Below are 26,119 nucleotides of genomic sequence, written 5' to 3'. Positions count from 1 at the left end.
TACTTTGCGGGGTTGGCCGTGACCTCTCCTCTCACGCATACCTGGCGCCTGCTCAAATGGGGCCGCATCCTCGCGCGCCACGGCGCGCTGCGCGGCATCGAACGCGACCCCAACACCCCCGCGCAGGTCCGACGCCTCGCGCGGATCGCGCGGTTCGGCGCGCGGGTGCCCAAGACCCCGCGCTACGCCGACGCGTTTCAGGCGATCGGCCCCGCCGCGATCAAGCTCGGCCAGACCCTCGCGACCCGTCCCGATCTCGTCGGCGACGAGGCCGCGCGCGACCTGCTCCGCCTGCAAGATAACCTCCCCCCAGTCCCCTTCGCGACGATCTGCGCCGCGATGGAGGCGAGCATGGGCCGCCCGCCATCCGCGTTCTTCGCGAGTATCGAAGCCGAACCCGTTGGCGCCGCCTCGATCGCGCAAGTCCATCGCGCGGTGACGCTCGACGGCCGGACGGTGGCGGTGAAGGTGCTCCGCCCCGGGGTCGAGGACGAATTCGCGCGCGCGATCGACACCTATGAATGGGCCGCCGCGCAGCTCGAGGCGATCAGCCCCGAAGCGCGCCGCCTCCGCCCGCGGTTGACGATCGAGACTTTCAAACGCTGGACCGCGCGCGAACTCAATTTCCGGCGCGAGGCGGCTTCTGCCTCCGAACTCGCCGAATCGATGACCGCCGAACCCGACTTCGTCATCCCCGCGGTCGACTGGCAGCGCTCGACCGCCAAGGTGATGACGATCGAATGGGTCGACGGGATCAAGCTGTCGGATCGCCAGGCGCTGGTCGACGCGGGCTATGATCTGCCGCATCTCGCCAACACGCTGGTCCAGGCGTTTCTGCGCCAGGCGATTGCGGAAGGTTTCTTCCACGCCGACCTTCATCAGGGCAATTTGTTCGCGCTGCCGGGCAGCCGCATCGCCGCGATCGATTTCGGCATCATGGGGCGGATCGACCGCCGCGCGCGCGTCTGGCTCGCCGAAATCCTCTACGGCCTCATCACCGGCAATTACAAACGCGTCGCCGAAATCCATTTCGAGGCGGAATATGTTCCCGCGCATCATGACGTCGGCGAATTCGCGACCGCGCTGCGCGCGGTGGGCGAGCCGATGCGCGGTCTTGCGGTCAAGGACATGTCGATCGGAATGATGCTCGACGGGTTGTTCTCGATCACCCGCGATTTCGACATGGTCACCCAACCCCACCTGCTGCTGCTCCAGAAGACGATGGTGATGGTCGAAGGCGTTGCGACCGCGCTCGATCCCGACATCAACCTGTGGAACACCGCCGCCCCGTTCGTGCGCGAGTGGATCCGCACTGAACTCGGCCCCGAAGCCGCGGTCGCCGACCGGCTGATCGAGGATGTCCGCACCCTCGTCCGCCTCCCCGAACTCGTCCGCCGCATCGAGGCGCGCTATCCGGCCCCCGGCGGCGCGCCCCCGACCCCGCCGCTCGCCGAGATCGAGGTGGTACGGATCGGTGGCGGCTGGCGCTACTTGGCGGTCGCGATCCTGTCCGCCGCGGCAGGGATCGCGGCGACGCTGCTCGTCCTTTAGGCCATGATGGCGTCAGATCGATCAGACCCTAAACCGTTCGCCCTGAGCGTGTCGCAGGGCCTGAACCTCACCGTGCTTCGACAAGCTCAGCACGAACGGGCGTGGGGGAAGTCAGGGCGTTCTAGGATGCCCCAGCGATGATCGCCCGCCCGCTGGCCCCATTATGGCTCGCCCGACCCTCGCGCTTCGCGACGCTGACCCCAATCCAGGCGCGGGCAGCACTTTTCGCGCTGGCAGTGCTGCTAGTCGCGACCCTCTTGGCGCTCGGCACGCCGCTTGCCCCGCGCGATCCCGCGCCCGAGCCCGGCGATCAAACCGATATCGTCCTGTACCAGACGGTCGTGGGCAACGTCCGTCACGGCGGCAACTACTATCGCGTCACTGCCGAGGCTTTGCGGGGCGGCGATTATCCATTGCGCCCCTTCGTCGTGTTTCGCCTACCGACTCTCGCAGTGGTCGAAGCCGCGCTGCCCGACGCAGCGATGATCGCGCTGCTTTATGCGCTCGTTGCCGCAACCGCGCTCGCCTGGTGGAAACGGCTTAATTCCGCCTTCGTCCGCGCATCCCCGCGGATCGTCGCGATGCTAGTGCTCGCCGCGGGGCTCGTGACCTTCATCCAGGCCGATTTGCGCTATTTCCATGAAGTCTGGGCAGGACTCTTTATCGCGCTGTCGCTCGCGCTGCGTCGTCGCGAAGACTGGCTGCCCGCGGTCGCCTTCGGTCTCGCGGCAGTGCTGGTACGCGAGACCGCGGCGCCCTATCTCGTCCTGATGGCATTCTTCGCGATTCTCGAAGGCAGTCGGCGCGAAGCCGCAGCGTGGGGACTGGCGCTGGCCGTCCTCGCGGCGGCGCTCGGCGCTCATGCCCACGCCGTCGCGCAGGTCGTCCACCCGCTCGACCCCGCTTCGCCGGGTTGGGCTGGGATGCTCGGGTTCGGTTTCTTCGTGAAGACGATGGCGATCTCGACCGCGCTCGCGCTCGTGCCGCTGTGGCTCGCGGCGCCCCTCGTCGGCATTGCACTGTTTGGCTGGGCGGCCTGGGCCGATGATCTCGGCATCCGGATGCTCGCGCTGTTGTCGGGCTATGCCGCGATTCTCGCAGTCGTTGGCCGCACCGACACCTTCTATTGGGGACTGCTCGTCGCACCCGCGATGCTCGTCGGCATCGCGTTCGCGGTCGATGGCGTCCGCGACCTCATCCATGCCGCGCTCGACCAGCGCCGGATTACCGTCCGGCGGGTGGTGCGATGACGCGCATCCTGCTCATCGTCGGCGGCGGCATCGCCGCATATAAATCGTGCGAGCTCGTCCGGCTGCTCCGCAAGCGTGGCCACGCGGTCCGCTGCGTCCTGACCGACGGCGGCAGCCATTTCGTCACCCCGATGACGTTGGCCGCGCTGAGCGAAGAGAAGGTCTATACCACGCTCTGGGATCTCAAGGACGAGGCCGAGATGGGGCACATCCAGCTGAGCCGCGAGGCCGACCTCGTCGTCGTGGCCCCCGCGACCGCCGACCTGCTGGCGAAAATGGCGACCGGCCAGGCAAGCGACCTCGCCACCACGCTCCTGCTCGCGACCGACAAGCCCGTCCTCGCTGCGCCCGCGATGAACGTCCGGATGTGGAGCCACGCCGCCACCCGCCGCAACGTCGCGCAACTCCGCGCCGACGGGGTCACGGTGATGGAGCCCCCCGAAGGCCCGATGGCCTGCGGCGAATATGGCGCGGGGCGACTTCCCGAACCGACCGAGATCGCCGACGCGGTCGACTTCGCGCTCGGCGCATCGCCCGCGGCCGGCAGCCTGACCGGCAAGCACATCCTCGTCACCGCCGGCCCGACCCACGAACCGATCGATCCCGTCCGCTACATCGCGAACCGGTCGTCGGGGCGCCAGGGCTTCGCGATCGCCGCTGCGCTGGCGCGGGTCGGCGCGCGCGTCACGCTCGTTGCTGGACCTGTCGCGCTACCCACCCCCGCCGGAGTCGATCGCGTCGACGTCGACACCGCGCAGGACATGGCGAATGCGGTCGCGACCGCGTTGCCCGCCGATGCCGCGGTGATGGTCGCCGCGGTCGCCGACTGGCGGGTCGAGGCCGCGCCGCAGAAGATGAAAAGGGGCGATGTGCCGCCGACGCTCCAGTTCGCCGAAAACCCCGACATCCTCGCCACTCTCGCGCGCAGCCCGCGCCGCCCGCGGCTCCTGGTCGGGTTCGCCGCCGAGACCGAGCAGGTCGTCGAACACGCCACCGCCAAACGGACCCGCAAGGGCGTCGACTGGATCGTCGCCAACGACGTGTCGGGCGATGTGTTCGGCGGCGATGCGAATACCGTGCATCTCGTCACCGCCACCGGCAGCGAGGCCTGGGAGCGGCTCCCCAAGGACGCCGTCGCCGCGCGGCTGGCGGACCGGATCGCCGACGCGCTAGGAAGCGACCAATGACCGACATTCGCCTGGCGCTCAAACGCCTGCCCCATGGCGATGGCCTCCCCGCCCCCGCCTATGCCACCCCGGGTGCAGCCGGCATGGACGTCGTCGCCGCCGAAGCATTGACGCTCGCTCCCGGCGCGCGGGCCGCGGTCACGACTGGCTTCGCAATCGCGATCCCCGCTGGCTACGAGGTCCAGGTTCGCCCGCGTTCAGGACTCGCGCTCAAACACGGCATTACCTGCCTCAACACCCCCGGCACGATCGACAGCGATTATCGCGGCGAGGTGAAGGTGATCCTCGCCAATCTCGGCAATGCGCCCTTTGCCATCGCGCGGGGCGATCGGATCGCGCAACTCGTCCCCGCCCCCGTTCAGCGCGCGCGGATCGAGGAGGTCGAGTCGCTCGACGACACCCTCCGCGGCGCGGGCGGCTTCGGATCGACCGGGCGATGATCGCCGCGCTTGCGCTGATGGCGCAGGCCGCGACCGCCCCGGCCGCCGCCCCCTTGCCGCCACCAAACTGGTCGACGCTGCCGTCGATCCGCTTCGTGAAACCCGTGATCGCTAGCCCGAGGCTGGCCGATTTCGTCCGTGCCAAAATCAGGCACCGGCGCTGCGCCGCACAGCGCAGGACCAACACTGGCTGGGTGCTGACGATCGACGTCGCGGTGCTCGTCACCCCGCAAGGCCTCGTCCGCCGCACGGTACCGCGCGCGATCCATTGTCCTTCAATCGAGCAATATGCCGCGGGGCTCGCGTTCAGCCGCGCCACCGGCAACATCGCCACCGAGGGCTTGGTGACCGACGCCTGGTACAAGACCAGCATGGCGTTCGCATGGCCGGGTTGACGCTGATCGACGACGACCTCGTCCGCTACGCGCGGCACATCGTTCTCAAGGAAATCGGTGGCGAGGGGCAGAAGCGGCTGATGGCGGCGCGGGTTGCAGTGATTGGCGCGGGCGGCATCGGATCGCCCGCGATCCAGTATCTCGCCGCAGCGGGCGTGGGTCGGTTGACGCTAATCGACGACGACCGTGTCGACCTCTCCAACCTCCAGCGCCAGACCATCTTCGCGACGACCGATATCGGCATGCCCAAGGTGGCCGCGGCGGCGGCCGCCGCGCGCGCGCTCAACCCTCGTGTCGCGGTCGACACCCACCCGGTGCGCTTGGAGGCGGCCAACGTCGCCATGTTGCTGGCGGGCGCCGACGTGGTGCTCGACGGCTGCGACAACTTCGCCACCCGGCTGATCGTCGCCGATCAGACGCTGCGGGATCGCGTGCCGCTGGTCTCCGCCGCGGTCGGCCAGTTTGACGGCCAGCTCGGCGTGTTCCGCGGCTGGGAGCCGGATCGCCCCTGCTATCGCTGCTTCGTCGGCACGTCGCCCGATCGCGAGGCGGGCAGTTGCGCGGAGGACGGCATCCTCGGCCCCGTCGCGGGCGTCTTCGGGAGCTTGGCCGCGCTCGAAGCGATCCGCGCGATCGTGTCGTTCGGCGAGGACAGCGCGGGCAAGCTGCTCGTCGCCGACACGCTGTCGCTGCGCTTCAGGACGATCGCGCTGCCCAAGGATCCGGGCTGCCGCTGGTGCGGCGATCAGCGCCCGGTATAGTCCCGAAACCACGCGACGAACCGCGCGATCCCCTCGTCCAGCGGCACGGTCGGCACGAACCCTAGGTCTCGCGTCGTCGCGGCGATGTCCGCATAGGTAGCGGGGACGTCACCGGGCTGCATCGGCTCGCATTGTCGGATCGCGGGCATCCCGCACGCCGCCTCGATCAGGTCGATGAACCGCCCAAGCGGCTCGGGGCGATGATTGCCGAGATTATAGATTGCATGCGCCGCGTGCGACCCGCCCGGCTTGACCATATCATCGTGGGCGGGAGCGCGGTCGAGCGCGGTAAGGACCCCAGTGACGATATCGTCGATGAAGGTGAAATCGCGCTGCATGTCGCCGTTGTTGAACACCCGAATGGGACGCCCCGCCAGGATCGCATCGGTGAATAGCCACGGCGCCATGTCGGGGCGTCCCCACGGCCCATAAACGGTGAAGAAGCGCAGCCCCGTCTGCGGCAACCGATGCAGGCTGGCGTAGCTTTCGCTCATCAGCTCGTCAGCCTTTTTGGTCGCGGCATAGAGCGACACCGGATGATCGGCGCGATTCTCGACGCTGAACGGCAGCGCCGCGTTGCGACCATAGACCGACGACGACGACGCATAGACCAGATGCTCGACCCGCCGCGTCCGCGCGAGTTCGAGGATGTTGAGGTGTCCGACCAGATTGGCGCGAGCATAAGCCGCGGGATTATCGATCGAATAGCGCACCCCGGCCTGCGCGCCGAGATGGACGATCCGGCGTATCTCGATGCCGTCGAGCGCCGCCGCCAGCGCCGCCGCATCGGCAAAATCGCACCGGATGAAGCGCGCGTCCGCGGCCAGGCTCGCCAGCCGATCGCGTTTCAACGACGGCGCATAATAGTCGTTGAGATCGTCGATCCCGACCACCGCCTCACCGCGCGCCGCCAACGCACCGGCGACATGCGCGCCGATGAACCCCGCCGCGCCGGTCACCAAAATCGTCATCCGATCAGCCGCTGGGCGAACGCGCGCACCGCGGGGCCGATATCCTCGCGCGCCAGCGCCAGCGCCAGATTCGCCTGGATATAACCCGCCTTGTCGCCGCAATCATAGCGCTCGCCATCGAAAGTGAAGCCGTGGAATGGCTGTTTGCCGATCAATTGCGCCATCGCGTCGGTCAACTGGATCTCGCCGCCTGCGCCCTTTTCCTGATGCTCGAGAATGCGCATCACCTCGGGCTGCAAAATATACCGTCCGGGAATCATCAGGTTGGACGGCGCCTTGCCCTTCGGCTTCTCGATCAGCCCCACCACCTCGGTCCGCCGCCCATCGCGTGCGCCGGGGGAAATAATGCCGTATTTATCGGTATCACAATCGGGCACTTCTAGCGCGCCAACGACATTGCCGCCGACCCGCTCGTACGCTCCGACCATCTGCGCGAGGAAACCGGGGGTACCGACCATGAGCTCATCGGGCAACAACACCGCAAACGGCTCGTCGCCGACGATCTCACGCGCGCACCACACCGCATGACCGAGCCCGAGCGGCTCTTGCTGACGGATATAGACCGGCGAGCCCGGTTTCTGGCGGATGCCGGCGAGCGGATCGAGCGACTTGCCGCGGGACCGCATCGTGTCCTCGAGTTCATAGGCGATGTCGAAATGATCCTCGATCGCGGATTTGTTGCGCCCGGTGACGAAGATGATCTGCTCGATTCCCGCCTGCAATGCCTCCTCGACCGCATATTGGATCAGCGGCTTGTCGACGACGGTCAGCATCTCCTTGGGCATCGCTTTGGTCGCGGGCAGAAACCGCGTCCCCAGCCCCGCCACCGGGAATACCGCCTTGCGTACCCGCTTGATCGTCATGCCACCCTCTTGTTGCTCGATCCCGCTTATCGAGGGACGTTCGCCGGAGCAAACCCGCGTATGGCGTCAGACGCACCGTAAGGTCGTTGCTCCACGGGGTGCCTGCCCCTATAGGCGTCGGATCACCATCAGCCGATCCCCATTATGCTTACGAAGTTTCTGAAACGCCGGGGAAATCGCCTTCCCCAGGCAGCGATCCCCCCCGGGCATCGGGTGTATGCGATCGGCGACATCCACGGGTGTGACACGCTCCTCGGCGAACTGATCGACGCGATCGACGCCGATGACGCCGCGCGCGGCCCCGCCGACACGACCGTCATCGTCCTGGGCGACTTGGTCGACCGCGGCCCCGATTCGGCCAAGGTGGTCGAACGTCTGCGCGTCTTGAAGCAAGAACGCCCCATGCTCCGGCTGATCCTGGGCAATCATGAGGAAATTTTCCTCGGCGCGCTCGCTGGCGACAGCAAGGCGCTACGCATGTTCACGCGGATCGGCGGTCGAGAAACGCTGCTGAGCTACGGCGTCGGCGTCGAGCAATATGATCGTTGCGACTATGACGAGTTGCAACACGCATTGGACGCACAAATCCCCAAGGCGCATCGCGATTTTCTGGCAACGTTCGAGGACATGATCACGATCGGCGACTACACGTTCGTTCATGCCGGCGTCCGCCCATCGGTTGCCCTCGAAGATCAGGATACGCGCGACCTTCGCTGGATTCGCGAACCGTTCCTCGGTTTTCCGCGCGGACTCGCCAAGATCGTAGTGCATGGCCACACCATCAGCGACGCGGTCGAACAGCGCCCTCATCGCATCGGCATCGACACGGGCGCCTATGCGACCGGTCGGCTCACCGCGATCGGTTTGCAAGATACTGAGAGATGGTGCCTTTCGACGTAGAAGATGTCACGGTACTAAACTGCGCTTAGCGCCGCTCCGCCGACCACGACCGCCCCGGGTGCTTGCGACACCGCAAGCAAATCACGAGAAGCGTCACCGCAAAGGGCGATTAAGGGTTGCGCCGATCGCGATTCGCTGTCACCAGACATCTGGAATTGCACAAAGGGAGTTTAGAATGCGCCTTGGGACTTATTTTGCGGCGGCTGCGGCAGCGACGATGGCTGTAGCACCGGCGATGGCAGCACCGGTTAATCCGGCGTCCAGCCTGTCGATTTCGAAGTCGGTTCGCACCGGTTCGACCTCGGCTAAGAAGAATGATCTGACCAGCGGTGGCGTCATCGTCGCAATCGTGGCTGCCGCTGCAGTGATCGCCGGCATCATCATCGTCGCCGACTCGAAGGATACGCCTACCAGCCGCTAAGCTGTTAGACAGTTGAGAAAATAGCGGCCTGTTGGCCGCTATTTTTTTGCCTGCGCTCTGGGGTGTCTCCGCGGGTTGCGGCGATGCGGACGAACCAGAAGACGATCGTTCCACCGCCGAGTGGCCTGCCCAGCCACACACCTAGCTGGGCGGTATCGTAAGCCGCCACGCGCCAACGCCTTTTCGACGCCTACGCCGTTCGAAAAATCCACGATGCCCGTGTTGACGCCATCGCACGCCCTTCCCAAATCGCGCATCTGCAGTGCGACCGACAGGCGTCAACGACTAGGACGGCGCAGCGGCGTGTCGCAAGAAACGCCCATCCTCCGCTGGTTCGTACTTACGCCGGCGGCGGGTGCCCCCTTCTCGCGCAAACCGTGATTGGTCGCTCAGCGCTTACCCTGCGCCTCAGCTGGAGGCGCTACGCCCGGCACACCCTGTGCCTGCCCCATTTGTTGCTGCATCTGCATCTGGCGCAGCACCTGTTCGGGGATGAAATCGACGAGGTCGACGTCAAATACCAAAGTCGAATTGGCAGGAATCGGGCCCTTTGCGTCGGCGCCATAGCCGAGCGCGGGGGGAAGCCAGAACCGCGCCTTCTCGCCCTTGGTCATCAGCTTCAGCGCTTCGGCGAAGCCAGGAACGACGCCTGTAACAGGCATCGGGGTGGGCTGCTGCGACTTGTCGAAGGTCGTGCCGCTGAGCAGGCGACCTTCATAGTTCACCAGCGTGACATCGGTATCGGTGGGATGCGCCCCGCCCTGCCCGGGCTGGATGATCTTGTATTTCAGGCCGGATGCGGTGGTGACGACATCGCTCGCCTTGGCCTCGCGCGCCAGCGCGGGTTCGCCCTGCATCGCCAACAGGAACGCCGCGATTACCGCGATCGCGATCCCGAGCCACAGATAGATAAGGTAGCTCCGCTTGACGGGCTGGAGCGGCACGGCGGTGACGGTCGACATAGGGACACCTGGAGTAGGGGTGCCGGGCCGGCCGCCACCGGTTTAAAGGTCACAAAAGTTCACACCAAGTCGACCCGCGACGCGGGCGACCGGGGATGTTACCGCGCGCCGTCGCGCTCGGCACGCTTGCGGTCGAGCTTGCGGGCACGGCGAACCGCAGCGGCGCGCTCGCGCGCGCGCTTCTCGCTGGGCTTCTCATAGTGGCGGCGCAGCTTCATCTCGCGATACACGCCTTCGCGCTGCAGCTTCTTCTTGAGCGCGCGAAGGGCCTGGTCGACATTGTTGTCGCGAACGATGATCTGCATAAAACCAACTGACTCCGGATCGAACGAATAGCGCGGCCACGGACCAGGTCCGCGCCGTGTGAACGGGCCGCCTAGCAAAACCGATCCGCGATGGCAAGCAACCGCGGGGCCAGCGGAAGCCGTGGCGCGATCCGCGCGGCGAGGCTACAGCGCGAGGATGACCCCGCTGACCCTCTATAACAGCCTGACCCGCGCCGCCGAGGCGTTCGTGCCGATCGACCCCACCAACGTCCGTGTCTATTCGTGCGGCCCGACGGTTTATCATTACGCGCATATCGGCAATCTGCGCGCCTATGTCTTCACCGACACGCTGGCGCGCGTGCTGAGGTGGAAAGGCTATCCGCTCACCCACGTCATCAACATTACCGATGTCGGTCATCTGACCAGCGACGCCGATGCGGGCGACGACAAGATGGAGGCGGCGGCCAAGGCGTCGGGCCAGGATATCTGGGCGATCGCCAAGCATTATACCGATGCGTTCAAGGACAATCTGAGCGCGCTCAACATAGCCGACCCCACCCGTTTCCCGCTCGCGACCGATCATGTTCCCGGCATGATCGCGTTCGGCGAGGCGATCGCGGCGGATCATTGCTATCGACTCGCTGACGGCCTGTATTTCGATACCACGACGGTGCCCGACTACGGCCGTCTTGCCCGATCGCGCGACGACGTCGGCGAAAGCCGGATCGACGAGGTCGCGGGCAAGCGCCACCCCGCCGACTTCGCGATCTGGCGGACGTCGAAGCCTGGCGAGAATCGTCAGATGGAATGGGACAGCCCGTGGGGGCGGGGCGCACCGGGCTGGCACCTCGAATGTTCGGTGATGAGCCGCCAGTATCTGGGCGACCGATTCGACATCCACACCGGCGGGATCGACCATCGCGAGATCCACCACCCCAACGAGATCGCGCAGAACCAGGCGATGAGCGGCACCCCCGATACCGGCGCCCAGCTGTGGATGCACAACAACTTCCTGGTCGATCGCACCGGAAAGATGAGCAAATCCTCAGGGGAGTTTCTGCGACTCCAGGCCCTGATCGACCGTGGCTTCCACCCCCTCTCGTATCGCCTCATGTGCCTCCAAGCGCATTACCGGTCGGAGCTTGAATTCAGTTGGGAAAACCTGTCCGCCGCATTCGTGCGCCTTACCAGGTTTGTTATATTGGTTGAGAAGGCACGAAGCCGAACCGTCGACGAAATTAAAGATGACGATCTTTTCGAGGCGCGGCTTAAAGAGATCGACGACGCTCTGAGCGATGACCTGAACACGCCTCGGGCGCTTGCGGTTGTTAACGCCGTTTTGTCTGACAGCAAGTTTCCCCAAGCGCGTTTTGAAGAGATGCTTCAGGTATTCGATGATACCTTAGGCCTCTCCCTCGCCACCTTGTCGCGTGCCGATCTTCGAGTCACCCCCGCCTCTTCAACGATCTCCGAAATCGAAATTGAGCGTCGCCTTGACGACCGTGACCAGGCGCGTGCCACAAGGGATTTCGCCCGATCTGACGCGATTCGCGACGAGCTCGCCGCGGCGGGGGTCGAGGTGATGGATGGCGACCCGCTCCGCTGGGATTGGAGAATAGAGTTATGAAAGCCGTCCTGCCCGCGATCGCCCGCGCGTTGCTCGAACCACGGCTGCCCGCCGCGATCGAGGCGGCGTGGTTCACCAAACCCGACGAAGCGAACGCGATGATCGCCGACGCCGACATCGCCTGGGTCGACATGCAACCGACGCACCTCGTTGCCGACGCGATCCGCGCCGCCGGGCCTCAGCTCACATGGGTATCGACGCTCTACGCGGGGCTCGACGCCTTCCCGCTCGATTGGCTGCGCGACCATGAGGTCACCGTGACCAACGGCGCGGGGATCAACGCCTATGCGGTCGCCGAATATGCGGTGATGGGGGTGCTCGCGGGGGCGAAGCGCTTCGACGAGGTGATCCGCGCGCACGATGCACACGAATGGCCGAAGGATGCGCCGGGCAAGGTCGAGCTGTTCGAAACCAGCGCATTGATCGTCGGTTATGGCGCGATCGGGCGGCTGATCGGCGAACGGCTCGCGGCGTTCGGGGTCGACGTAACCGGGGTGACGCGATCGGGCCGCGACGCCACGCTGATGCCCGACGCCTGGCAGGCGAAGCTCGGCGCGTTCGACTGGGTGATCCTCGCCGCGCCCTCGACCGACGCGACCAAGGCGATCATCGGCGCGGACGAACTGGCGGCGATGAAGGACAGCGCGTGGCTGATCAATATCGCGCGCGGCGACATGATCGACGACGACGCGCTGATCGCGGCGCTGGAAGCGGGCAAGATCGGCGGCGCGTTCCTCGATCCGACCAACCCCGAACCGCTGCCCCCCGAACATCCGCTGTGGAGCGCGCCCAACTGCATGATCACGATGCACCTGTCGGGACGCAGCCAGACCAAGATGTTCCACCGCGCCGCCGACTTGTTCGTCAAGAACGCGCACGCCTTCGTCGCGGGCGAACCGATGACCAACGTCGTCGATCTCGACGCCGGCTATTAGCCGCCGCGGCTACTGAAGCGGCTGGTCGCGAGTCGCGAGGATCGGCGGGATATAGGGGGTGGGAGCATCGGCCGGAATCCGCGCGATTTCGTCGGCGATCCGCTGCGCGCGCGCGCTGGCCGAGCGATGCGTCCGGCTGCGGAACAGGCCGCCGTCGATATCGCCGCCATGCCCCTCCCAGAACCGCACCGCGATCTGCGGGTCGTACCCCGCGTTACGCAGCAGATACATGCCGAGCAGGTCGGCATCGTCCTCGGTCTGGCGGAATAATCGGCCGTTGCGACCGAGTTCGGCAAGCAGCCCGCGGCTGACCTTCGCCGCGTCGAGCCGCGCCCGATGGTTGAGGATGTTGTGCGACAATTCATGCGCGATCACGACCGCAAGATCGTCGTCGCCGTACTTCTCGAAGAATTTGACGCCGACCTGGACGATCGATCCATCGGCGGACGCGTCCAGCTCGGGACCGAGGAGAACCTCGAAATTGCTCTTGCACCCCGGCGATGCGGGAATCGCGACGGTGCGCCGCACCTCGCCGCGCACCGCGGTTACGGTCAGCGGCGCGGTGACGGGCGTCTGTGCGATCTGTGCAAGCGCGGCGTCGCGGGTCGCGCTGGTCGCGTCCGCATTCCCCGGATCGGTGGCCGCAAAGGCAGCGCCGCCGACCGAAGCAAGCGAATCATTGGCCGCGACCCCCGCCATCGCGGCGGGCGCGCCCGGCACCACCGCCTCGACCGCGATCGGCGTCGCGAACCCGAACACCTGCCGCGCCACATCGCGCAACTTGGGATCATATTGGCCGAGCGAATGGATCACCCAGCCCGGCGTCGGCGCGAGTCGCCGACACAGCGCGGCGTTGGCGGTCGTCAGCCGATAGGCGATCGTCGCCATCCGCAGATCGACGCTGCGCAGCGCCTCGAACGTCGCCGCGTTGGTGGCGGGCTCGCGATCGGCCGCGACCGCCGCCGATGGTGTCGCGAGCGCAAGCACGCCGAGGATCGGACCCAGATGTCGAAATTTCATGCGCATGTCCCTGGACGATCGAAGCCTTCGCCAGGCTGAACGTGGCCGCCCGTCATCGCGCGGACGTCGACGATCCGGTCGATCGCGGCGTCGTCGACGGGGACATGACCGTCGAGCATCAAGAGCGCGAGGCCATGCGCGAGCGACCAGCATTGCAGCGCGAACGCCCGCGGATCGGTGCCCGGCGGGGCGAGCGCGCGGGCATTCTGAAGCAGGAACGACATCGCGTCGTCGCTGGTGTCGCCCGCCGTCAGGTCACCGGGGGAATGATGCGCGAAGATCATCCGGAATAAGGCGGGGTTGGCGAGCGCGAAGCGGACATAGGCCGCGCCGGTCGCGCTGAACCCGTCGACGCCGCCGCCCTTGGCCTCGAACGCGGCGTGCTGCGCCGCCGCGAGCCGGGCGAGCCCCTCGTTCGCCAGCGCGGTCATCAACGCCTCCTTGTCCGGGAAATGGCGATAGACCGCGGTCGCGCTGACCCCCGCGCGGCGGGCGACCTCGCGCAGCGACACCGCGTCGGCGGCGCGCTCGACGAGCAGCGCCATTCCCTCGCTGACCAGCGCGGCGCGCAGGTCGCCGTGGTGATAGGCCCTCACATTCATGTTGACACTGTTAGCATATCGGTTATGTTTATACCGTAAACATTTGAGGAACGAGTCGTCATGGCTAGTGCCGTAGAAACCATCGTCCGGTCCACCCTGTCGAAGGGGATCGAGCTGCTGGCCGACTTCAACCGCAAACGGTTGCCCGAACCCGCCAAGGCGCATCCCTTTCTCGCGGGCATCCACGCGCCGATGACCGAGGAACTGACGCTCGACGACCTCGCGGTCACGGGGACGATTCCGCCGGTGTTCGACGGCCGCTATCTGCGGATCGGGCCCAACCCGATCGAGCCCGACCCCGCCTCCTACCATTGGTTCATGGGCGACGGGATGGTTCACGGCATCGCGCTGAAGGACGGCAAGGCGATCTGGTATCGCAACCGTTTCATCCGATCGAAGGCGGTGGGCGCGTTGCGCGACGTCCCCCCTGCCCCCGGTCCGCGCCATGGCGGGTTCGACACCGTCAACACCAACGTCATCGGGATCGCGGGACGGACCTGGGCGCTGGTCGAGGCCGGCAGCTATCCGGTCGAACTGTCCGACGATCTGGACGAACAGACCTATAATCCCTTCGACGACACGCTCGCCGGATCGTTCACCGCGCATCCGCATCGCGACCCCTTGACCGGCGAACATCACGCGATCGCCTATGAAGCGACCGATCCCGACACCGTCCGACACGTCGTGCTGTCGCCCGCGGGACTCGTCGTCCGCGAGGAGCCGATCGCGGTCAAACACGGCCCCTCGATCCACGATTGCGCCTTTACCGGGCGCTATGCGGTGATCCTCGACCTGCCGGTCACCTTTTCGATGAAATTCTACCTCGGCGGGCATTTTCCCTATCGCTGGAACCCGAGCCATCAGGCGCGCGTCGGTCTGCTGCCGCGCGACGGCACTGCCGCCGACGTGATCTGGTGCGATGTCGATCCGTCCTACGTCTTTCACGTCGCGAATGCCTTTGATGCCGCGGACGGCGGCGTCGTCATCGATGTCGTCGCGTACGACACGATGTTCGCGGACGGTACGCAGGGGCCGGACGCGGCGGCGCGCGGCCTCGAACGCTGGACTGTCGATCCGATCGCCAGGACGGTCACGCGTCGGACGATCGACGCCTCGCCGCAGGAATTCCCGCGCGCCGACGAGCGCCGCTTCGGCCAACCCTATCGCTATGCCTATACGATGGCGCTCCCCGCGGACGAGTTCCAGATCGGCGCGACGGCGCTCTACAAGCACGACCTCGAAACCGGCGCGCGCAGCACGCATGAATTCGGCGCGGGACGCCATCCCGGTGAGTTCGTGTTCGTCCCCGCGCATGACGACGCGGCGGAGGACGAGGGCTATCTGATCGGGCTCGTCGTCGACCTGCCTCGCGATCGCACCGACCTGGTGATCCTCGATGCGCGGCGGCTGGGCGCGGACCCCGTCGCCAGCGTCCGCATCCCGCACCGCGTGCCGCCGGGATTTCACGGCAATTGGGTCGCGGGGTAACGACTATGCGCGGCGGCCCAGCAAACGGCGGCGTTGGCGTCGGGCCTCTCCCCCCTCAAGCTTAACTTCGTTGCGCCTCCGCTCGTTTCGTCGCATGGCCGCATCCGAACACAGAGGTGACGATGATGGCCGCGAACTGGGCCCCCGACAGCTGGACCCGTGCCGATGCGCGACAGCAACCAGACTATCCCGACGCCGCCGCGCTGACCGCGGCGACCGACACGATCCGCAGCTTCCCGCCGCTCGTCTTCGCGGGCGAGGCGCGCAACCTGACCGGCGCGCTGGCCGAGGTCGCGGCGGGCAAGGCGTTCCTGCTCCAGGGCGGCGATTGCGCCGAAAGCTTCGCCGAATTCCACCCCAACAACATCCGCGACACCTTTCGCGTGATCCTGCAGATGGCGGTGGTCCTCACCTATGCCTCGAAGCTTCCGGTGGTGAAGGTCGGCCGGATGGCGGGCCAGTTCGCCAAGCCGCGCTCGACCCCGACCGAGACGATCGATGGCGAGGAACTGCCGAGCTATCGTGGCGACAACGTCAACGATATCGCCTTCACCCCCGCTGGCCGCGCGCCCGATCCCGAACGGATGATCCGCGGCTACAACCAGTCGGCCGCGACGCTCAACCTGCTGCGCGCGTTCGCGCAAGGCGGCTATGCGAACCTGCAGGAGGTGCATCGCTGGACGCATGATTTCATGGGCCGCAGCCCGTGGGCGAAGAAATATACCGAGACCGCGGACCGGATCGGCGACGCGCTGGAATTCATGGCGGCGTGCGGGATCGACCCCGAAACCGTGCCGCAACTCGCACAGACCAGCTTCTACACCAGCCACGAGGCGCTGCTGCTGCCCTACGAACAGGCGATGGCGCGCGAGGATTCGCTGACCGGCGACTGGTACGATACCAGCGCGCACATGCTGTGGATCGGCGATCGCACCCGGTTCGTGGGATCGGCGCATGTCGAATTCCTGCGGGGGATCGGCAACCCGATCGGTGTGAAGTGCGGACCGAGCCTGGAGCCCGACGCGCTTCTCGCGCTGCTCGACACCCTGAACCCGGCACGCCAACCGGGACGGATGACGCTGATTACCCGCTACGGCCATGACAAGATCGAAGCGGCGCTGCCCAGGCTGGTTCGCGCCGTGACGCGCGAGGGGCATCCGGTGGTGTGGAGCTGCGACCCGATGCACGGCAACGTCATCAAGGCCGCGAATGGCTACAAGACCCGGCCGTTCGACCGGATCCTGGCCGAAGTGCGCGGTTTCTTCGCGGTCCATCGTGCCGAGGGCACCCACGCCGGGGGCATCCATGCCGAAATGACCGGGCAGAACGTTACCGAATGCACCGGCGGCGCGGTCGACGTCACCGAACAATCGCTCGCTGACCGCTATCATACGCATTGCGACCCGCGGCTCAACGCGGGGCAGAGCCTCGAGCTCGCCTTCCTGCTGGCCGAAATGCTGAATGCCGAGATGGCGGAGCGCAAGAAAGCCGCGGCTTGATCCTACGCGTTCTCGGGATCGAACTTTGACGATCAAACCTTGGCGAGCGTTCCCGATGCGACGACGGGACCGGTCGGCAGCCCAGACGGCGAACCACCCTCTGGTTCGATCGTCACCGCCAGCGTCGCACCTGCGGTAATCCGTCGCAGGTTCCTGCCGCCGATGGACACGCGTGACGCCGGACCTGCCAGAAGGCCGAGCGAATGCGGCGCGGCATCGGCACCGATCACCCATAGCTCCGCGCTGCGTCCGGTTGGCACGGTGACCCCGCCCGCGAAGCGAATTTCGCCAGTCTTGGCATCATAGGCCGCCGCGAACGGTTTCGCATCCGCGTCATCCTTGGTCGGTGTGATGGCCGCGACCAGCGGTGCCGTGGTCGCCACCGTGACCGGAGCCGCCACTGTTACGGTGCGTTCAGGGCGCAGCGCCAATGCCAGGACCAGGCACGCGGCCATCAGCGTCGCCACCCCGGTCGACCACATCCAGGGGCTGCGTCGGACGACCGCATCATCGTTTGCGGCGGCCTCGCCGGATCGATCGATCAGCCGTACCAGCCGCGCTTCGACATCGGACGACGGCGCAGCGTCGGGCCACGCGGCGAACAGCAGCGCGAAATGCGCGCGCCAGGCCTCGACCTCGCGCGCAAACGTAGGTTCGGCGAGGACGCGTCGCATCGCGTCGGCGCGTTCGTCGCCCTCCAGCACGCCGAGCGCGAGTTCCGCCGCCACTGCGGCGCGATCCTCAGCTGTCGTCATCGAGACAATCCTTGAGGCGGATGAGCCCGCGTCGGACCCAGCTCTTCATCGTCCCCAGGGGCACGTTCTGCCGCTGCGCCAATTCGGCATAGGTCAGGCCATCGAAGAACGCGGTGCGGATCGCCTGTCGCTGTGGATCGTCGAGCGAATCGAGGCATAGATGCAATTTACGATCGTCCTCTTCGGCCAACAGTCGGTCGATCGCGGACATGTCCCCCGACGCAATATCGTTCGCATCGACGATGTTGCTGGTCGGGCGGACGCCCTTGGCGCGCCGCCAGTCGATCGCGCGGTTACGCGCGATGGTCGCGAGCCAGCTGATCGGGCTCGCGCGACCGGGTTCGTAGCCGCCGGCGCGGCGCCAGATGATGAGATATACATCCTGTAACACGTCTTCCGCAGCCTGCCTTTCGCCACAGATACGCAGACAGATGCCAAAAAGCTTCGCCGAAGTCAGCCGATACAGCCGCCGGAACGCGCTGCGATCCTCGGCGGCGGTCGCCACCAGCGCCTCGGTAAGGCGTTGTCGCGCAGCCTTCGCTTCCTCTGAATCGGTAACCACCACGCTCGATTGCTAGCGGGCGCCTGCGACCGGGGCAATGCCGTCATGATCGAATGTTCGGCAGGCTTACGATCGGCGGCATAAGTTGGTAAATTATTATTAGCCCGCGCATCTTTCGATCGACCGGCACGTTACTGCGACTGGCCAAGAAATTGTGTCACCCGTTCGGCTTGGACGGATGGGACGCCGGAAAGCCGATTTGTCGCTATACAATAGAGGGTGCCATTATGACCGAGAGTGATCTGCTGATCGAGACGATGGATGGTCGCGTCCAGCGGCGCAATGATCGTCGCGAGATGTTCAAGATGGTCCTTGGCGCCGCTGCGGTCGGTGCCGGTGCGTTCGCCTTCGCGAGCCCCGCCGCGGCGCAAACCGTCACCGATGCCGACGTCCTGAATTTCGCGTTGAACCTCGAATATCTCGAGGCCAATTTCTATTATTATGCGGTATTCGGCATGCCGATCCCGTTGACGTCAACCGCTGGCACCGGGACGTTCGCCCCCGCGACGCCGACCGTCGGTAAGAACGGCGTGGTCTACAACGCCAATGCGCGCAAGGTCGTCTTTACCGATCCGATCGTCTCGCAATATGCGCGTGAGATCGCGGCCGACGAACTGAACCACGTCAACTTCCTGCGCTCTGCCCTGACCTCGGCGGCGGTGGCCCAGCCGTTGGTCGACGTCGGTACCGATCCCAATGGCGCGTTCAGCAGCGCGGCGCGCGCTGCCGGGCTCATTGGCCCGTCGACGGCGGGTGCACCGACCTCGTTCGATCCCTATGCGGACGATATCAGCTTCCTGCTCGGCGCATTCGTGTTCGAAGATGTCGGCGTCACCGCCTATAAGGGTGCATCGCCGCTGATCGCCAATAAGGCGTATCTCGAGGCAGCAGCCGGCATTCTCGCGGTCGAGGCCTATCACGCGAGTATCGTTCGTACCGTCCTCTACGCTAAGGGCGTCGACACCCGCGCCGCGGCGACGAAGATCTCCGATGCGCGCGACAGTCTCGATGGATCGACCGACCTCGATCAGGGTCTTGGTGACGCAACCAACTCGAACATCGTCCCGCTCGATGCCAACGGCCTCGCGTACAGCCGGACGACGGGTCAGGTATTGAACATCGTTTATCTGACCAAGGCAGCGGTCAGCGCGGGCGGTTTCTTCCCGAACGGTATGAACGGCACGATCAAGACGAGCACGGCGCAGTCCTAATCGACCGCCCTCGACCAACCAATTTTCAGGGAGTTTCCCGATGCACACGATCCCTATTCTGACTGAAGTCCTCGAACGCTCGGCCGAACGCCGCGATGCGCGACGCGGGTTTCTCCGCATGGCGGGCGGCGCGGTCGCCGCTGCCGGCGGCCTAACGCTGCTGTCCGCATGCGGTAATGGCAATAACAACGATTCGCCCATCGCCGCGACACCGACACCGCCACCGACGACCGCTACGATTGGCGATGGCGACGTGCTCAACTTCGCGCTGAACCTCGAATATCTTGAAGCGCAGTTCTACTCGTACGCAGTGTTTGGCACTGGTTTGCCAGCTAACATGCTGGACGGAATCGGTACGCAGGGATCGGTAACTGGCGGCAAAAAGGTCGTTTTCCAGGACCCTCTGGTTGCTGCCTACGCTCGGGAAATCGCCGCTGACGAGATTTCGCATGTCGCCTTCCTCCGTTCGGCACTCGGCAATGCCAAGGTCGCGATGCCCTCGATCAACATCGACGGCAGCGCCACCGGTGCCTTCACGGCTGCGGCACGAGCTGCCAAGGTTGTGCCCGCGACCGGCACGTTCGATCCCTATGCGTCGGACGAGAATTTCCTGCTGGGCGCGTTCATTTTCGAGGACGTCGGCGTCACCGCATATAAGGGCGCTGCGCCCCTGCTCGCCAACAAGACCTATCTCGAGGCCGCCGCCGGTATCCTGGCCGCCGAGGCTTATCATGCCGGGCTGGTCCGCACGGCCCTTTATGTCAAGGGCATGGCGACGCCGAGCCTGAGGACAATCGCGGGTCAGATTTCCGATGCGCGTGACAGCCTCGACGGGCCGAGTGACGACGATCAGGGGATCACGAGTAGCGATCCGACCCAATCAAATATTGTGCCGACCGATAACAACGGCATCGTGTACAGTCGAACGACGGGTGCAGTACTCAACATCGTGTATCTGAACAACGCCGCGGTCAGCACGGGCGGTTTCTTCCCAGCCGGTGTTAACGGCACGATCCGCACCAGCGCGGCGAACTGATCGGACGAAGAACGGCGGGGTTGGATGGCAGATGGTGCCATCCAACCCCGTTTCGCGTCTTGACGGCGTGCCGACCGCCCCGTAGACGCGCTCTTCCTGGCACGGCCCCTTCGTCTAGCGGTTAGGACGCGGCCCTCTCACGGCTGAAACACGAGTTCGATTCTCGTAGGGGTCACCATTGTCAAGCGCCAAGTGCTTGATGTTCGGTATTTTTCGGATCACGGAGCATATCCAGCTCCACACGTCATCCCACACAATGCGCGCGCTTTGGTGGGCTGATGTGAGGCCAATTTGGATCGCTGGTCGAGAATTTGGCGATAAGGCAGTTCCCCCGGAACGACAGCTTTGCGCCCAAATCCGACGTTCCTCACGATTTGCGGGCCTCTTAAAAGCGGACGCTATGAGCCACGGTTTGACGCAGTCTCAAGCCTAGAATGCTCAGCCGATGGCCCGTGTCATACCCGGCCGTTTCCGTCACCCAATTGCGTCTTTGGGTTGCCGAGATCGGGCTAACTGCCTTGCCTCCAAAACGGCTTATGAACCGCAACACGCATGGGCATGCCGTTTCTCGGCCGCAAGCTCAGACGCGCCACCGGCCACACTCGCTTAGGGGCTGCCGGCACTAGGTCGAATGCGCGCGCCAAGGTAGCCAACACGGTGACGGACTCGGCCATCGCAAAGGACGCCCCCAGGCAAATGCGCGGGCCGGCGCCGAACGGTAGAAATGAGTAGCGGTCCTGGTGCGGTCGGTTTTCGGCGAAACGGTCCGGGTCGAAGGCATGCGGATCGGGAAATCGCTCGGGCGAACGATGCATGGCGTAGACAGGCACGTTGACCCGCTGCCCCACCCGCACGCGGTGTCCGGCCAATTCCGTATCCTGACGCGCGATGCGCGTCAGGATGAATGCGGGCGGAGACAGCCGCATGGCTTCTGAGATCACCTGTCGCGTGAAACGCAGCTGAGCAACATCCTTTGGCCCAATCGGCCGCTCCCCTGCGACCTCAACCGCTTCGGCGCGCAGGCGTTCGGCCGTAGGAGGGTGCGAAGCTACCAGGAACAGCGCCCAGGTAAGCGCAAGCGTCGTAGTCTCATGTCCCGCAAGGATGACGCCCTCTCATTGCTCGTCGCCATGCTGCGGCCGGAGCTGGACGATCCCGCTTCGCAGGCCTTCCTGCAATATGCAGCGATGGTGGGGGGGCAGTGGCTAGTCGTGGGTGACAACGATCCGCGATTGGAGGGGATTAGGGCAGCGGCTTACCGCTTGTTCGGACTTGACGAGGAGTAGCGAGTGGCGTTCGTGAGACGATCTGGTGCTGCCTGGTCGAGGTAGGCCAATCGAAATCCTTGGCTACTTTCTTCGGGTCCCAATGAGGGGCTTCTTCATCGCAACAATCGGGCGAATGGGTCTAGTCATCGAGGTGGCGGATGCTACGCTGCGCAACGACCTGAACCGCAAACGCAGAATTTACGCGCGCGAAGGTGTGCCGGAATACTGGGTCGTCGACGGCCGCAACGCCCTTATCCACAAGACGTGGTCGCCCGACTGCGAGACCTATGCCGAGCGACGCGAGGTTAGCTTTGGGGACCGGATCACCGCGATGGCCGTCGACGGATTGACGATCGAGACCGATCGGTTATCGCGCCGCGAGCAACGCCCGCGTGGCGGCGTGATCGAGCGAGGCTAGGGCGCCGCCCTGAAACCTGGGATCGTACGAAACCTCGCGGACTGTCCACGCCGGCGCTGGAATAGCGGTACCGATCGCCGGATCGTCGAATTCGATCTCGGCCAGTTCGAGTCCAGCTAGCGAACCTTCGAACCGATCAAATCCAAAGCACCCGCCGGGCGCATCAACGGGATGGCGGCGCTTGGTAAGCGCGCGCGCGGGTAACTCTGCCAATAGCGCATATTCTGCCTCGTCGAGATACGCAGTCACCATCGGACGCGCGAGCACATCGGCGACGTCGTATTTCTTGCTCAGCTTCAGCACGACGCGCCCGGTGTCGCTGTGGGTCATCCGCCGGAGGCGCATCCGCGACCCGTCGATATAGCGATCCTCGATCAGCAGATGCGGCGCGGCCGTTAGGTCGGGGCGCCGAATGGGATCAACGAGAAACCGGCGCTCGCGCTCGACATGCGAGTATTTGTGCGCGCGCAGCTCCTCGTCGAGGCCTCTCAGGATCACTTCACCTAGTCAGCTTCTTATACGCCAACCGCGTCGGCCGGTCCGCCGCATCGCCCAGACGACGCCGCTTATCCTCCTCATACGCTTCGAAATTCCCCTCGAACCACTCCACATGACTGTCGCCCTCGAACGCCAGAATGTGCGTCGCGAGGCGATCAAGGAAAAACCGGTCGTGGCTGATGACCACCGCGCAACCCGCGAAATTCTCGATCGCTTCCTCGAGCGCACCGAGCGTTTCGACGTCGAGATCGTTGGTTGGCTCATCGAGCAGTAAGACGTTGCCGCCGCGCTTCAGCATCTTGGCGATGTTGACGCGGTTGCGTTCGCCGCCCGACAGCTTGCCGACGTTCTTCTGCTGATCCTGACCCTTGAAGTTGAACGCGCCGACATAGGCACGGGTCGACTGGTCGAAACCGTTGACCTTCATCGAATCGAGTCCGTCGGAAATCTCTTCCCAGACGTTCTTCGACCCGTCGAGATGATCGCGGCTCTGGTCGACGTAGCCGAGGCGAACGGTCGAGCCCTTCTCGATCGTGCCGCTGTCGGGTTCTTCCTGCCCGGTGATGAGCTTGAACAGCGTCGATTTGCCCGCACCGTTGGGGCCGATCACGCCGACGATGCCACCCGCGGGCAGCGTGAAGCTGAGATTGTCGAACAGCAATTTGTCGCCATAGGCCTTGGAGACATTGTCGAGCTCGATCACCTTGCCGCCGAGCCGTTCGGGCACCTGGATGACGATCTGCGCCTTGCCGGGAGAGCGGCCTTCCTGCGCGGCGACGAGCCGGTCGAAATTCGCAATCCGCGCCTTCGACTTGGTCTGGCGCGCCTTCGATCCCTGGCGAATCCATTCGAGCTCGTTCCGAATCGCGGTCTGGCGACCCGATTCCTCACGATCCTCCTGCTCGAGCCGCTTGGCCTTCTTCTCGAGGTAGGTCGAGTAATTGCCCTCGTAGGGGAAATACTTGCCCCGATCGAGTTCGAGCACCCAGCCGACGACATTGTCGAGGAAGTAGCGATCGTGGGTGATCATCAGCACCGCGCCGGCATATTCCTTGAGGTGGTTTTCGAGCCACTGGACGCTTTCGGCGTCGAGATGGTTGGTCGGCTCGTCGAGCAGCAGGATCGAGGGTTTCTGGATCAGCAACCGCGTCAGCGCGACGCGGCGCTTCTCACCGCCCGACAGGCTGTCGACCGGCCAGTCGCCGGGCGGGCAGCGCAGCGCCTCCATCGCGATCTCGAGCTGGTTGTCGAGGCTCCAGCCGTCGACCACGTCGATCTTTTCCTGGAGATCGCCCATCTCGGTGCCGAGCGCATCGAAATCCGCGCCGTCCTCGCCCATCTCGATCCCGATCTGGTTGAAGCGCTCGACCATGTCGGCGGTTGCGCGCGCGCCGTCCTTGACGTTCTCCAGCACGGTCTTGGTCGCGTCGAGTTCGGGCTCCTGTTCCAGGTAGCCGACGGTAACATACTCACCCGGCCACGCCTCGCCGGTATAATCCTTGTCGATTCCCGCCATGATCTTGATTAGCGTCGATTTGCCCGCGCCGTTCGGCCCGACGATGCCGATCTTCGCGCCGTGATAGAATTGCAGGTTGATGTTCGACAGCACCGGCTTGTTCGCGCCGGGAAAAGTCTTGGTCATGTCTTTCATGACATAGGCATATTGGCCGGCCACGGGGGTCTCCGTTCGGGTGTTCGTGAAGAGGGAATTCGGTGCGCGCGACATAGGGTCGCGCCCGCCCGTTGGCAAACCCGCCGCACGCCCGTACGCTTCCGCCATGAACCATCGCATCCTCGCCGCGGCCTTCGCCGCCTCCGCCCTCGCCGCCCCCTCCTTCGCGCAGCGCGACGCCCCCGCCGCGCCCGCACCCGTCGACGCGACGGTCGCCGCGTTGCGCGACGCCGCGCTCACCGACGACCTGGCCTATGACATCGTCGAAGGGCTGACGACCGAGGTCGGCCAGCGGCTTGCCGCGACCGAGGCGGAGGCGCGCGCCCGGACCTGGGCGGTGGCGAAACTCACCGCGCTCGGATTCAAGAACGTCCATGTCGAAACCTATACGATGCCGGTCTGGCTGCGCGGCGTCGAAACCGCGACCGTCACCGCGCCCTTCCCCCACGATCTGAAGCTCGTCGCACTCGGTAATTCGGGGGCCACCCCCGCGGCGGGGGTCACGCTGCCGGTGGTGATCTTCAAGACCTATGGCGACCTCGCCAACGCGCCCGCGGGCAGCCTGACCGGCAAGATCGCCTATATCGGCAACGCGATGGAGCCGACCCAGGATGGGTCGAGCTATGGCGCATACGGGCCTGCGCGTTTCGTCGGGCCAGCGCTCGCCGCCTCGAAGGGCGCGGCGGCGGTCGTCATCCGGTCGATCGGCACCGACCATCACCGCAACCCGCACACCGGAGGTACCAACTGGCCGGAAGGCGTGAAGCCGATCCCTGCGGCCGCGCTGTCGGTGCCCGACGCCGAATTGCTCGAACGGATCGCGCGGCGCGGCAAGCCGATCACGATGCACCTGACACTGACCCCGCGCTTTGCCGGGCAAGGCACCTCGGGCAACGTCATCGCCGATGTGCCGGGCAGCGACCCCGGCGCGGGAATCGTCCTGATCGGCGGCCACCTCGACAGCTGGGATCTCGGCACCGGCGCGATCGACGATGCCAGCGGCGTCGCGATCACCACCGCCGCCGCCAAGCGGATCATGGATGCGGGGACGCCGCGGCGGACGATCCGCGTCGTCTGGTTCGGCGCCGAAGAGCCCGGCGGCTACGGCGGCAAGGACTATGCACGGGTCCATGGCGGCGAACCCCATGCCGCCGCGGGCGAAAGCGACTTCGGCGCCGATCGGGTGTGGCGGTTCGAGACCAACCTGCCCGACAGCGCCAAGCCGGTCGGCGATCGCCTCGCCAGCGCGCTCGCGCCGCTCGGGATCAGCCGCGGTGCGGGGGTCGGCGGGGACGGCACCGATGTCGGCCCGACGATGGCGCTCGGCGTCGCGGCGATCGACCTCAACCAATCGGGAATCCGCTATTTCGATACCCACCATACCCCCGACGACGTGCTCGACCGGATCGACCCGGAACAGCTTCGTCAAAACGTCGCGGCCTGGACCGCGATGCTGGCGATCGTCGCAAATGCACCCGAGGACATCGGCAAGGTAACCCCGCGTAAATAAGGCATTTTCGCCATGAACCTTGCTCGCGGATGAATTAATGCGGTTGACCGT

At 65.5% G+C, this 26,119-nt stretch carries 27 protein-coding genes and 1 tRNA gene; 17 read left to right on the top strand and 11 right to left on the bottom strand.

The annotated features are described in order from the left end of the window. Positions 1-18: 18 nt before the first annotated feature. The 6 genes from ubiB to EAH84_RS08190 all read left to right on the top strand — a co-directional run bounded on the left by ubiB (position 19) and on the right by EAH84_RS08190 (position 5,584). Positions 19-1,551: a 2-polyprenylphenol 6-hydroxylase gene (gene ubiB / locus EAH84_RS08215; protein WP_140870456.1), complete on the top strand. Its 1,533-nt coding sequence runs from the start codon at positions 19-21 to the stop codon at positions 1,549-1,551. A gap of 137 nt (positions 1,552-1,688) precedes the next feature. Further along, positions 1,689-2,801: a hypothetical protein gene (locus EAH84_RS08210; protein ID WP_140870453.1), complete on the top strand. Its 1,113-nt coding sequence runs from the start codon at positions 1,689-1,691 to the stop codon at positions 2,799-2,801. Next, a complete protein-coding gene (coaBC, locus tag EAH84_RS08205) occupies positions 2,798-3,988 on the top strand; it encodes a bifunctional phosphopantothenoylcysteine decarboxylase/phosphopantothenate--cysteine ligase CoaBC (protein WP_140870450.1) in 1,191 nt (396 codons plus the stop codon). Before EAH84_RS08210 ends, coaBC begins: the two co-directional genes overlap by 4 nt. Next, a complete protein-coding gene (gene dut, locus EAH84_RS08200; protein ID WP_140870447.1) occupies positions 3,985-4,428 on the top strand; it encodes a dUTP diphosphatase in 444 nt (147 codons plus the stop codon). The genes coaBC and dut overlap by 4 nt, the downstream gene beginning before the upstream one ends. Further along, the gene (locus tag EAH84_RS08195; protein ID WP_140870444.1) at positions 4,425-4,823 is read left to right on the top strand and encodes a hypothetical protein; all 399 of its coding nucleotides are present in this window, start codon (positions 4,425-4,427) and stop codon (positions 4,821-4,823) included. The genes dut and EAH84_RS08195 overlap by 4 nt, the downstream gene beginning before the upstream one ends. Continuing rightward, complete coding sequence (locus EAH84_RS08190) at positions 4,820-5,584, top strand: HesA/MoeB/ThiF family protein (RefSeq protein WP_140870716.1); 765 nt, start codon at positions 4,820-4,822, stop codon at positions 5,582-5,584. The genes EAH84_RS08195 and EAH84_RS08190 overlap by 4 nt, the downstream gene beginning before the upstream one ends. Here the strand turns inward: EAH84_RS08190 and EAH84_RS08185 are convergent. Both EAH84_RS08185 and galU read right to left on the bottom strand, forming a co-directional pair. Continuing rightward, complete coding sequence (locus tag EAH84_RS08185) at positions 5,569-6,555, bottom strand: NAD-dependent epimerase/dehydratase family protein (protein ID WP_140870441.1); 987 nt, start codon at positions 6,553-6,555, stop codon at positions 5,569-5,571. The two genes, EAH84_RS08190 and EAH84_RS08185, sit on opposite strands and share 16 nt — an antisense overlap. Beyond that, on the bottom strand, positions 6,552-7,418 hold the full coding sequence (galU, locus tag EAH84_RS08180; protein ID WP_140870438.1) for a UTP--glucose-1-phosphate uridylyltransferase GalU: 867 nt from the start codon (positions 7,416-7,418) through the stop codon (positions 6,552-6,554). The genes EAH84_RS08185 and galU overlap by 4 nt, the downstream gene beginning before the upstream one ends. 144 nt (positions 7,419-7,562) lie before the next feature. Between galU and EAH84_RS08175 the strand changes: the two genes are divergently transcribed. After that, complete coding sequence (locus tag EAH84_RS08175; RefSeq protein WP_140870435.1) at positions 7,563-8,318, top strand: metallophosphoesterase family protein; 756 nt, start codon at positions 7,563-7,565, stop codon at positions 8,316-8,318. A 58-nt stretch (positions 8,319-8,376) separates the two neighbouring features. Next, positions 8,377-8,739 (top strand): hypothetical protein, encoded by a 363-nt coding sequence (locus tag EAH84_RS08170; RefSeq protein ID WP_241656511.1) that lies wholly within the window; start codon positions 8,377-8,379, stop codon positions 8,737-8,739. Positions 8,740-9,128: 389 nt separating this feature from the next. On the opposite strand, the gene EAH84_RS08165 is transcribed toward EAH84_RS08170, so the two are convergent. Together EAH84_RS08165 and rpsU are read right to left on the bottom strand one after the other, a co-directional pair. Next, complete coding sequence (locus tag EAH84_RS08165; protein WP_140870432.1) at positions 9,129-9,701, bottom strand: FKBP-type peptidyl-prolyl cis-trans isomerase; 573 nt, start codon at positions 9,699-9,701, stop codon at positions 9,129-9,131. 98 nt (positions 9,702-9,799) lie between these two features. Beyond that, complete coding sequence (gene rpsU / locus EAH84_RS08160) at positions 9,800-10,006, bottom strand: 30S ribosomal protein S21 (protein ID WP_022686405.1); 207 nt, start codon at positions 10,004-10,006, stop codon at positions 9,800-9,802. A 157-nt stretch (positions 10,007-10,163) separates the two neighbouring features. Between rpsU and cysS the strand changes: the two genes are divergently transcribed. Next, positions 10,164-11,594, top strand: a complete 1,431-nt coding sequence (gene cysS / locus EAH84_RS08155; protein WP_140870429.1) for a cysteine--tRNA ligase — start codon at positions 10,164-10,166, stop codon at positions 11,592-11,594. Next, the gene (locus EAH84_RS08150) at positions 11,591-12,529 is read left to right on the top strand and encodes a D-2-hydroxyacid dehydrogenase (protein WP_140870426.1); all 939 of its coding nucleotides are present in this window, start codon (positions 11,591-11,593) and stop codon (positions 12,527-12,529) included. The genes cysS and EAH84_RS08150 overlap by 4 nt, the downstream gene beginning before the upstream one ends. Positions 12,530-12,538: 9 nt before the next feature. On the opposite strand, the gene EAH84_RS08145 is transcribed toward EAH84_RS08150, so the two are convergent. Both EAH84_RS08145 and EAH84_RS08140 read right to left on the bottom strand, forming a co-directional pair. Next, positions 12,539-13,549 (bottom strand): M48 family metallopeptidase, encoded by a 1,011-nt coding sequence (locus EAH84_RS08145; RefSeq protein WP_140870423.1) that lies wholly within the window; start codon positions 13,547-13,549, stop codon positions 12,539-12,541. Next, positions 13,546-14,151: a TetR/AcrR family transcriptional regulator gene (locus EAH84_RS08140; RefSeq protein ID WP_140870420.1), complete on the bottom strand. Its 606-nt coding sequence runs from the start codon at positions 14,149-14,151 to the stop codon at positions 13,546-13,548. Before EAH84_RS08140 ends, EAH84_RS08145 begins: the two co-directional genes overlap by 4 nt. Positions 14,152-14,211: 60 nt before the next feature. Here EAH84_RS08140 and EAH84_RS08135 point away from each other — a divergent pair, with 60 nt between their 5' ends. Then, positions 14,212-15,639, top strand: coding sequence for a carotenoid oxygenase family protein (locus EAH84_RS08135; RefSeq protein ID WP_140870417.1), 1,428 nt, complete (start codon positions 14,212-14,214; stop codon positions 15,637-15,639). Between the two features lie 125 nt (positions 15,640-15,764). After that, positions 15,765-17,138, top strand: coding sequence for a class II 3-deoxy-7-phosphoheptulonate synthase (locus EAH84_RS08130; RefSeq protein WP_140870414.1), 1,374 nt, complete (start codon positions 15,765-15,767; stop codon positions 17,136-17,138). Between the two features lie 32 nt (positions 17,139-17,170). On the opposite strand, the gene EAH84_RS08125 is transcribed toward EAH84_RS08130, so the two are convergent. Together EAH84_RS08125 and EAH84_RS08120 are read right to left on the bottom strand one after the other, a co-directional pair. Further along, the gene (locus tag EAH84_RS08125; RefSeq protein WP_140870411.1) at positions 17,171-17,893 is read right to left on the bottom strand and encodes an anti-sigma factor; all 723 of its coding nucleotides are present in this window, start codon (positions 17,891-17,893) and stop codon (positions 17,171-17,173) included. Then, positions 17,880-18,455 (bottom strand): sigma-70 family RNA polymerase sigma factor, encoded by a 576-nt coding sequence (locus tag EAH84_RS08120; protein WP_140870409.1) that lies wholly within the window; start codon positions 18,453-18,455, stop codon positions 17,880-17,882. Before EAH84_RS08120 ends, EAH84_RS08125 begins: the two co-directional genes overlap by 14 nt. 227 nt (positions 18,456-18,682) lie before the next feature. On the opposite strand from EAH84_RS08120, the gene EAH84_RS08115 reads away from it, so the two are divergent. From EAH84_RS08115 to EAH84_RS08105, 3 genes are all read left to right on the top strand, one after another. Continuing rightward, entirely contained in the window at positions 18,683-19,666 is a 984-nt protein-coding gene (locus EAH84_RS08115) for a ferritin-like domain-containing protein (protein ID WP_140870406.1), read from the top strand. Between the two features lie 40 nt (positions 19,667-19,706). Next, positions 19,707-20,702: a ferritin-like domain-containing protein gene (locus EAH84_RS08110; protein ID WP_140870404.1), complete on the top strand. Its 996-nt coding sequence runs from the start codon at positions 19,707-19,709 to the stop codon at positions 20,700-20,702. A 103-nt stretch (positions 20,703-20,805) separates the two neighbouring features. Continuing rightward, positions 20,806-20,880 (top strand) — tRNA-Glu (locus tag EAH84_RS08105). Between the two features lie 331 nt (positions 20,881-21,211). Here the strand turns inward: EAH84_RS08105 and EAH84_RS08100 are convergent. Then, complete coding sequence (locus EAH84_RS08100; RefSeq protein ID WP_140870402.1) at positions 21,212-21,808, bottom strand: cytochrome P450; 597 nt, start codon at positions 21,806-21,808, stop codon at positions 21,212-21,214. 262 nt (positions 21,809-22,070) lie between these two features. Here EAH84_RS08100 and EAH84_RS08095 point away from each other — a divergent pair, with 262 nt between their 5' ends. Then, entirely contained in the window at positions 22,071-22,388 is a 318-nt protein-coding gene (locus EAH84_RS08095; protein WP_140870399.1) for a Uma2 family endonuclease, read from the top strand. Here the strand turns inward: EAH84_RS08095 and EAH84_RS08090 are convergent. Further along, positions 22,338-22,886, bottom strand: a complete 549-nt coding sequence (locus EAH84_RS08090; protein ID WP_241656510.1) for a hypothetical protein — start codon at positions 22,884-22,886, stop codon at positions 22,338-22,340. The genes EAH84_RS08095 and EAH84_RS08090 overlap by 51 nt on opposite strands. Position 22,887: 1 nt before the next feature. Beyond that, complete coding sequence (gene ettA / locus EAH84_RS08085) at positions 22,888-24,561, bottom strand: energy-dependent translational throttle protein EttA (protein WP_140870397.1); 1,674 nt, start codon at positions 24,559-24,561, stop codon at positions 22,888-22,890. Between the two features lie 103 nt (positions 24,562-24,664). Here ettA and EAH84_RS08080 point away from each other — a divergent pair, with 103 nt between their 5' ends. Then, positions 24,665-26,068, top strand: a complete 1,404-nt coding sequence (locus tag EAH84_RS08080) for a M20/M25/M40 family metallo-hydrolase (protein WP_140870394.1) — start codon at positions 24,665-24,667, stop codon at positions 26,066-26,068. Positions 26,069-26,119 lie beyond the last annotated feature (51 nt).

Origin of the sequence: Sphingomonas oligophenolica (genome assembly GCF_006438955.1) — a bacterium.
Lineage (GTDB): Bacteria > Pseudomonadota > Alphaproteobacteria > Sphingomonadales > Sphingomonadaceae > Sphingomonas > Sphingomonas oligophenolica_A.
This window is presented reverse-complemented; position numbering and strand designations above follow the sequence as displayed.

Bases quoted from the DNA above. Each gene is read 5' to 3' on its own strand.
- EAH84_RS08210 (WP_140870453.1), top strand. From the start codon at position 1,689: ATGATCGCCCGCCCGCTGGCCCCATTATGGCTCGCCCGACCCTCGCGC.
- coaBC (WP_140870450.1), top strand. From the start codon at position 2,798: ATGACGCGCATCCTGCTCATCGTCGGCGGCGGCATCGCCGCATATAAA.
- dut (WP_140870447.1), top strand. From the start codon at position 3,985: ATGACCGACATTCGCCTGGCGCTCAAACGCCTGCCCCATGGCGATGGC.
- EAH84_RS08195 (WP_140870444.1), top strand. From the start codon at position 4,425: ATGATCGCCGCGCTTGCGCTGATGGCGCAGGCCGCGACCGCCCCGGCC.
- EAH84_RS08185 (WP_140870441.1), bottom strand. From the start codon at position 6,555: ATGACGATTTTGGTGACCGGCGCGGCGGGGTTCATCGGCGCGCATGTC.
- galU (WP_140870438.1), bottom strand. From the start codon at position 7,418: ATGACGATCAAGCGGGTACGCAAGGCGGTATTCCCGGTGGCGGGGCTG.
- EAH84_RS08175 (WP_140870435.1), top strand. From the start codon at position 7,563: ATGCTTACGAAGTTTCTGAAACGCCGGGGAAATCGCCTTCCCCAGGCA.
- EAH84_RS08165 (WP_140870432.1), bottom strand. From the start codon at position 9,701: ATGTCGACCGTCACCGCCGTGCCGCTCCAGCCCGTCAAGCGGAGCTAC.
- rpsU (WP_022686405.1), bottom strand. From the start codon at position 10,006: ATGCAGATCATCGTTCGCGACAACAATGTCGACCAGGCCCTTCGCGCG.
- cysS (WP_140870429.1), top strand. From the start codon at position 10,164: ATGACCCCGCTGACCCTCTATAACAGCCTGACCCGCGCCGCCGAGGCG.
- EAH84_RS08150 (WP_140870426.1), top strand. From the start codon at position 11,591: ATGAAAGCCGTCCTGCCCGCGATCGCCCGCGCGTTGCTCGAACCACGG.
- EAH84_RS08145 (WP_140870423.1), bottom strand. From the start codon at position 13,549: ATGAAATTTCGACATCTGGGTCCGATCCTCGGCGTGCTTGCGCTCGCG.
- EAH84_RS08140 (WP_140870420.1), bottom strand. From the start codon at position 14,151: ATGAATGTGAGGGCCTATCACCACGGCGACCTGCGCGCCGCGCTGGTC.
- EAH84_RS08135 (WP_140870417.1), top strand. From the start codon at position 14,212: ATGGCTAGTGCCGTAGAAACCATCGTCCGGTCCACCCTGTCGAAGGGG.
- EAH84_RS08130 (WP_140870414.1), top strand. From the start codon at position 15,765: ATGGCCGCGAACTGGGCCCCCGACAGCTGGACCCGTGCCGATGCGCGA.
- EAH84_RS08125 (WP_140870411.1), bottom strand. From the start codon at position 17,893: ATGACGACAGCTGAGGATCGCGCCGCAGTGGCGGCGGAACTCGCGCTC.
- EAH84_RS08115 (WP_140870406.1), top strand. From the start codon at position 18,683: ATGACCGAGAGTGATCTGCTGATCGAGACGATGGATGGTCGCGTCCAG.
- EAH84_RS08110 (WP_140870404.1), top strand. From the start codon at position 19,707: ATGCACACGATCCCTATTCTGACTGAAGTCCTCGAACGCTCGGCCGAA.
- EAH84_RS08095 (WP_140870399.1), top strand. From the start codon at position 22,071: ATGAGGGGCTTCTTCATCGCAACAATCGGGCGAATGGGTCTAGTCATC.
- EAH84_RS08080 (WP_140870394.1), top strand. From the start codon at position 24,665: ATGAACCATCGCATCCTCGCCGCGGCCTTCGCCGCCTCCGCCCTCGCC.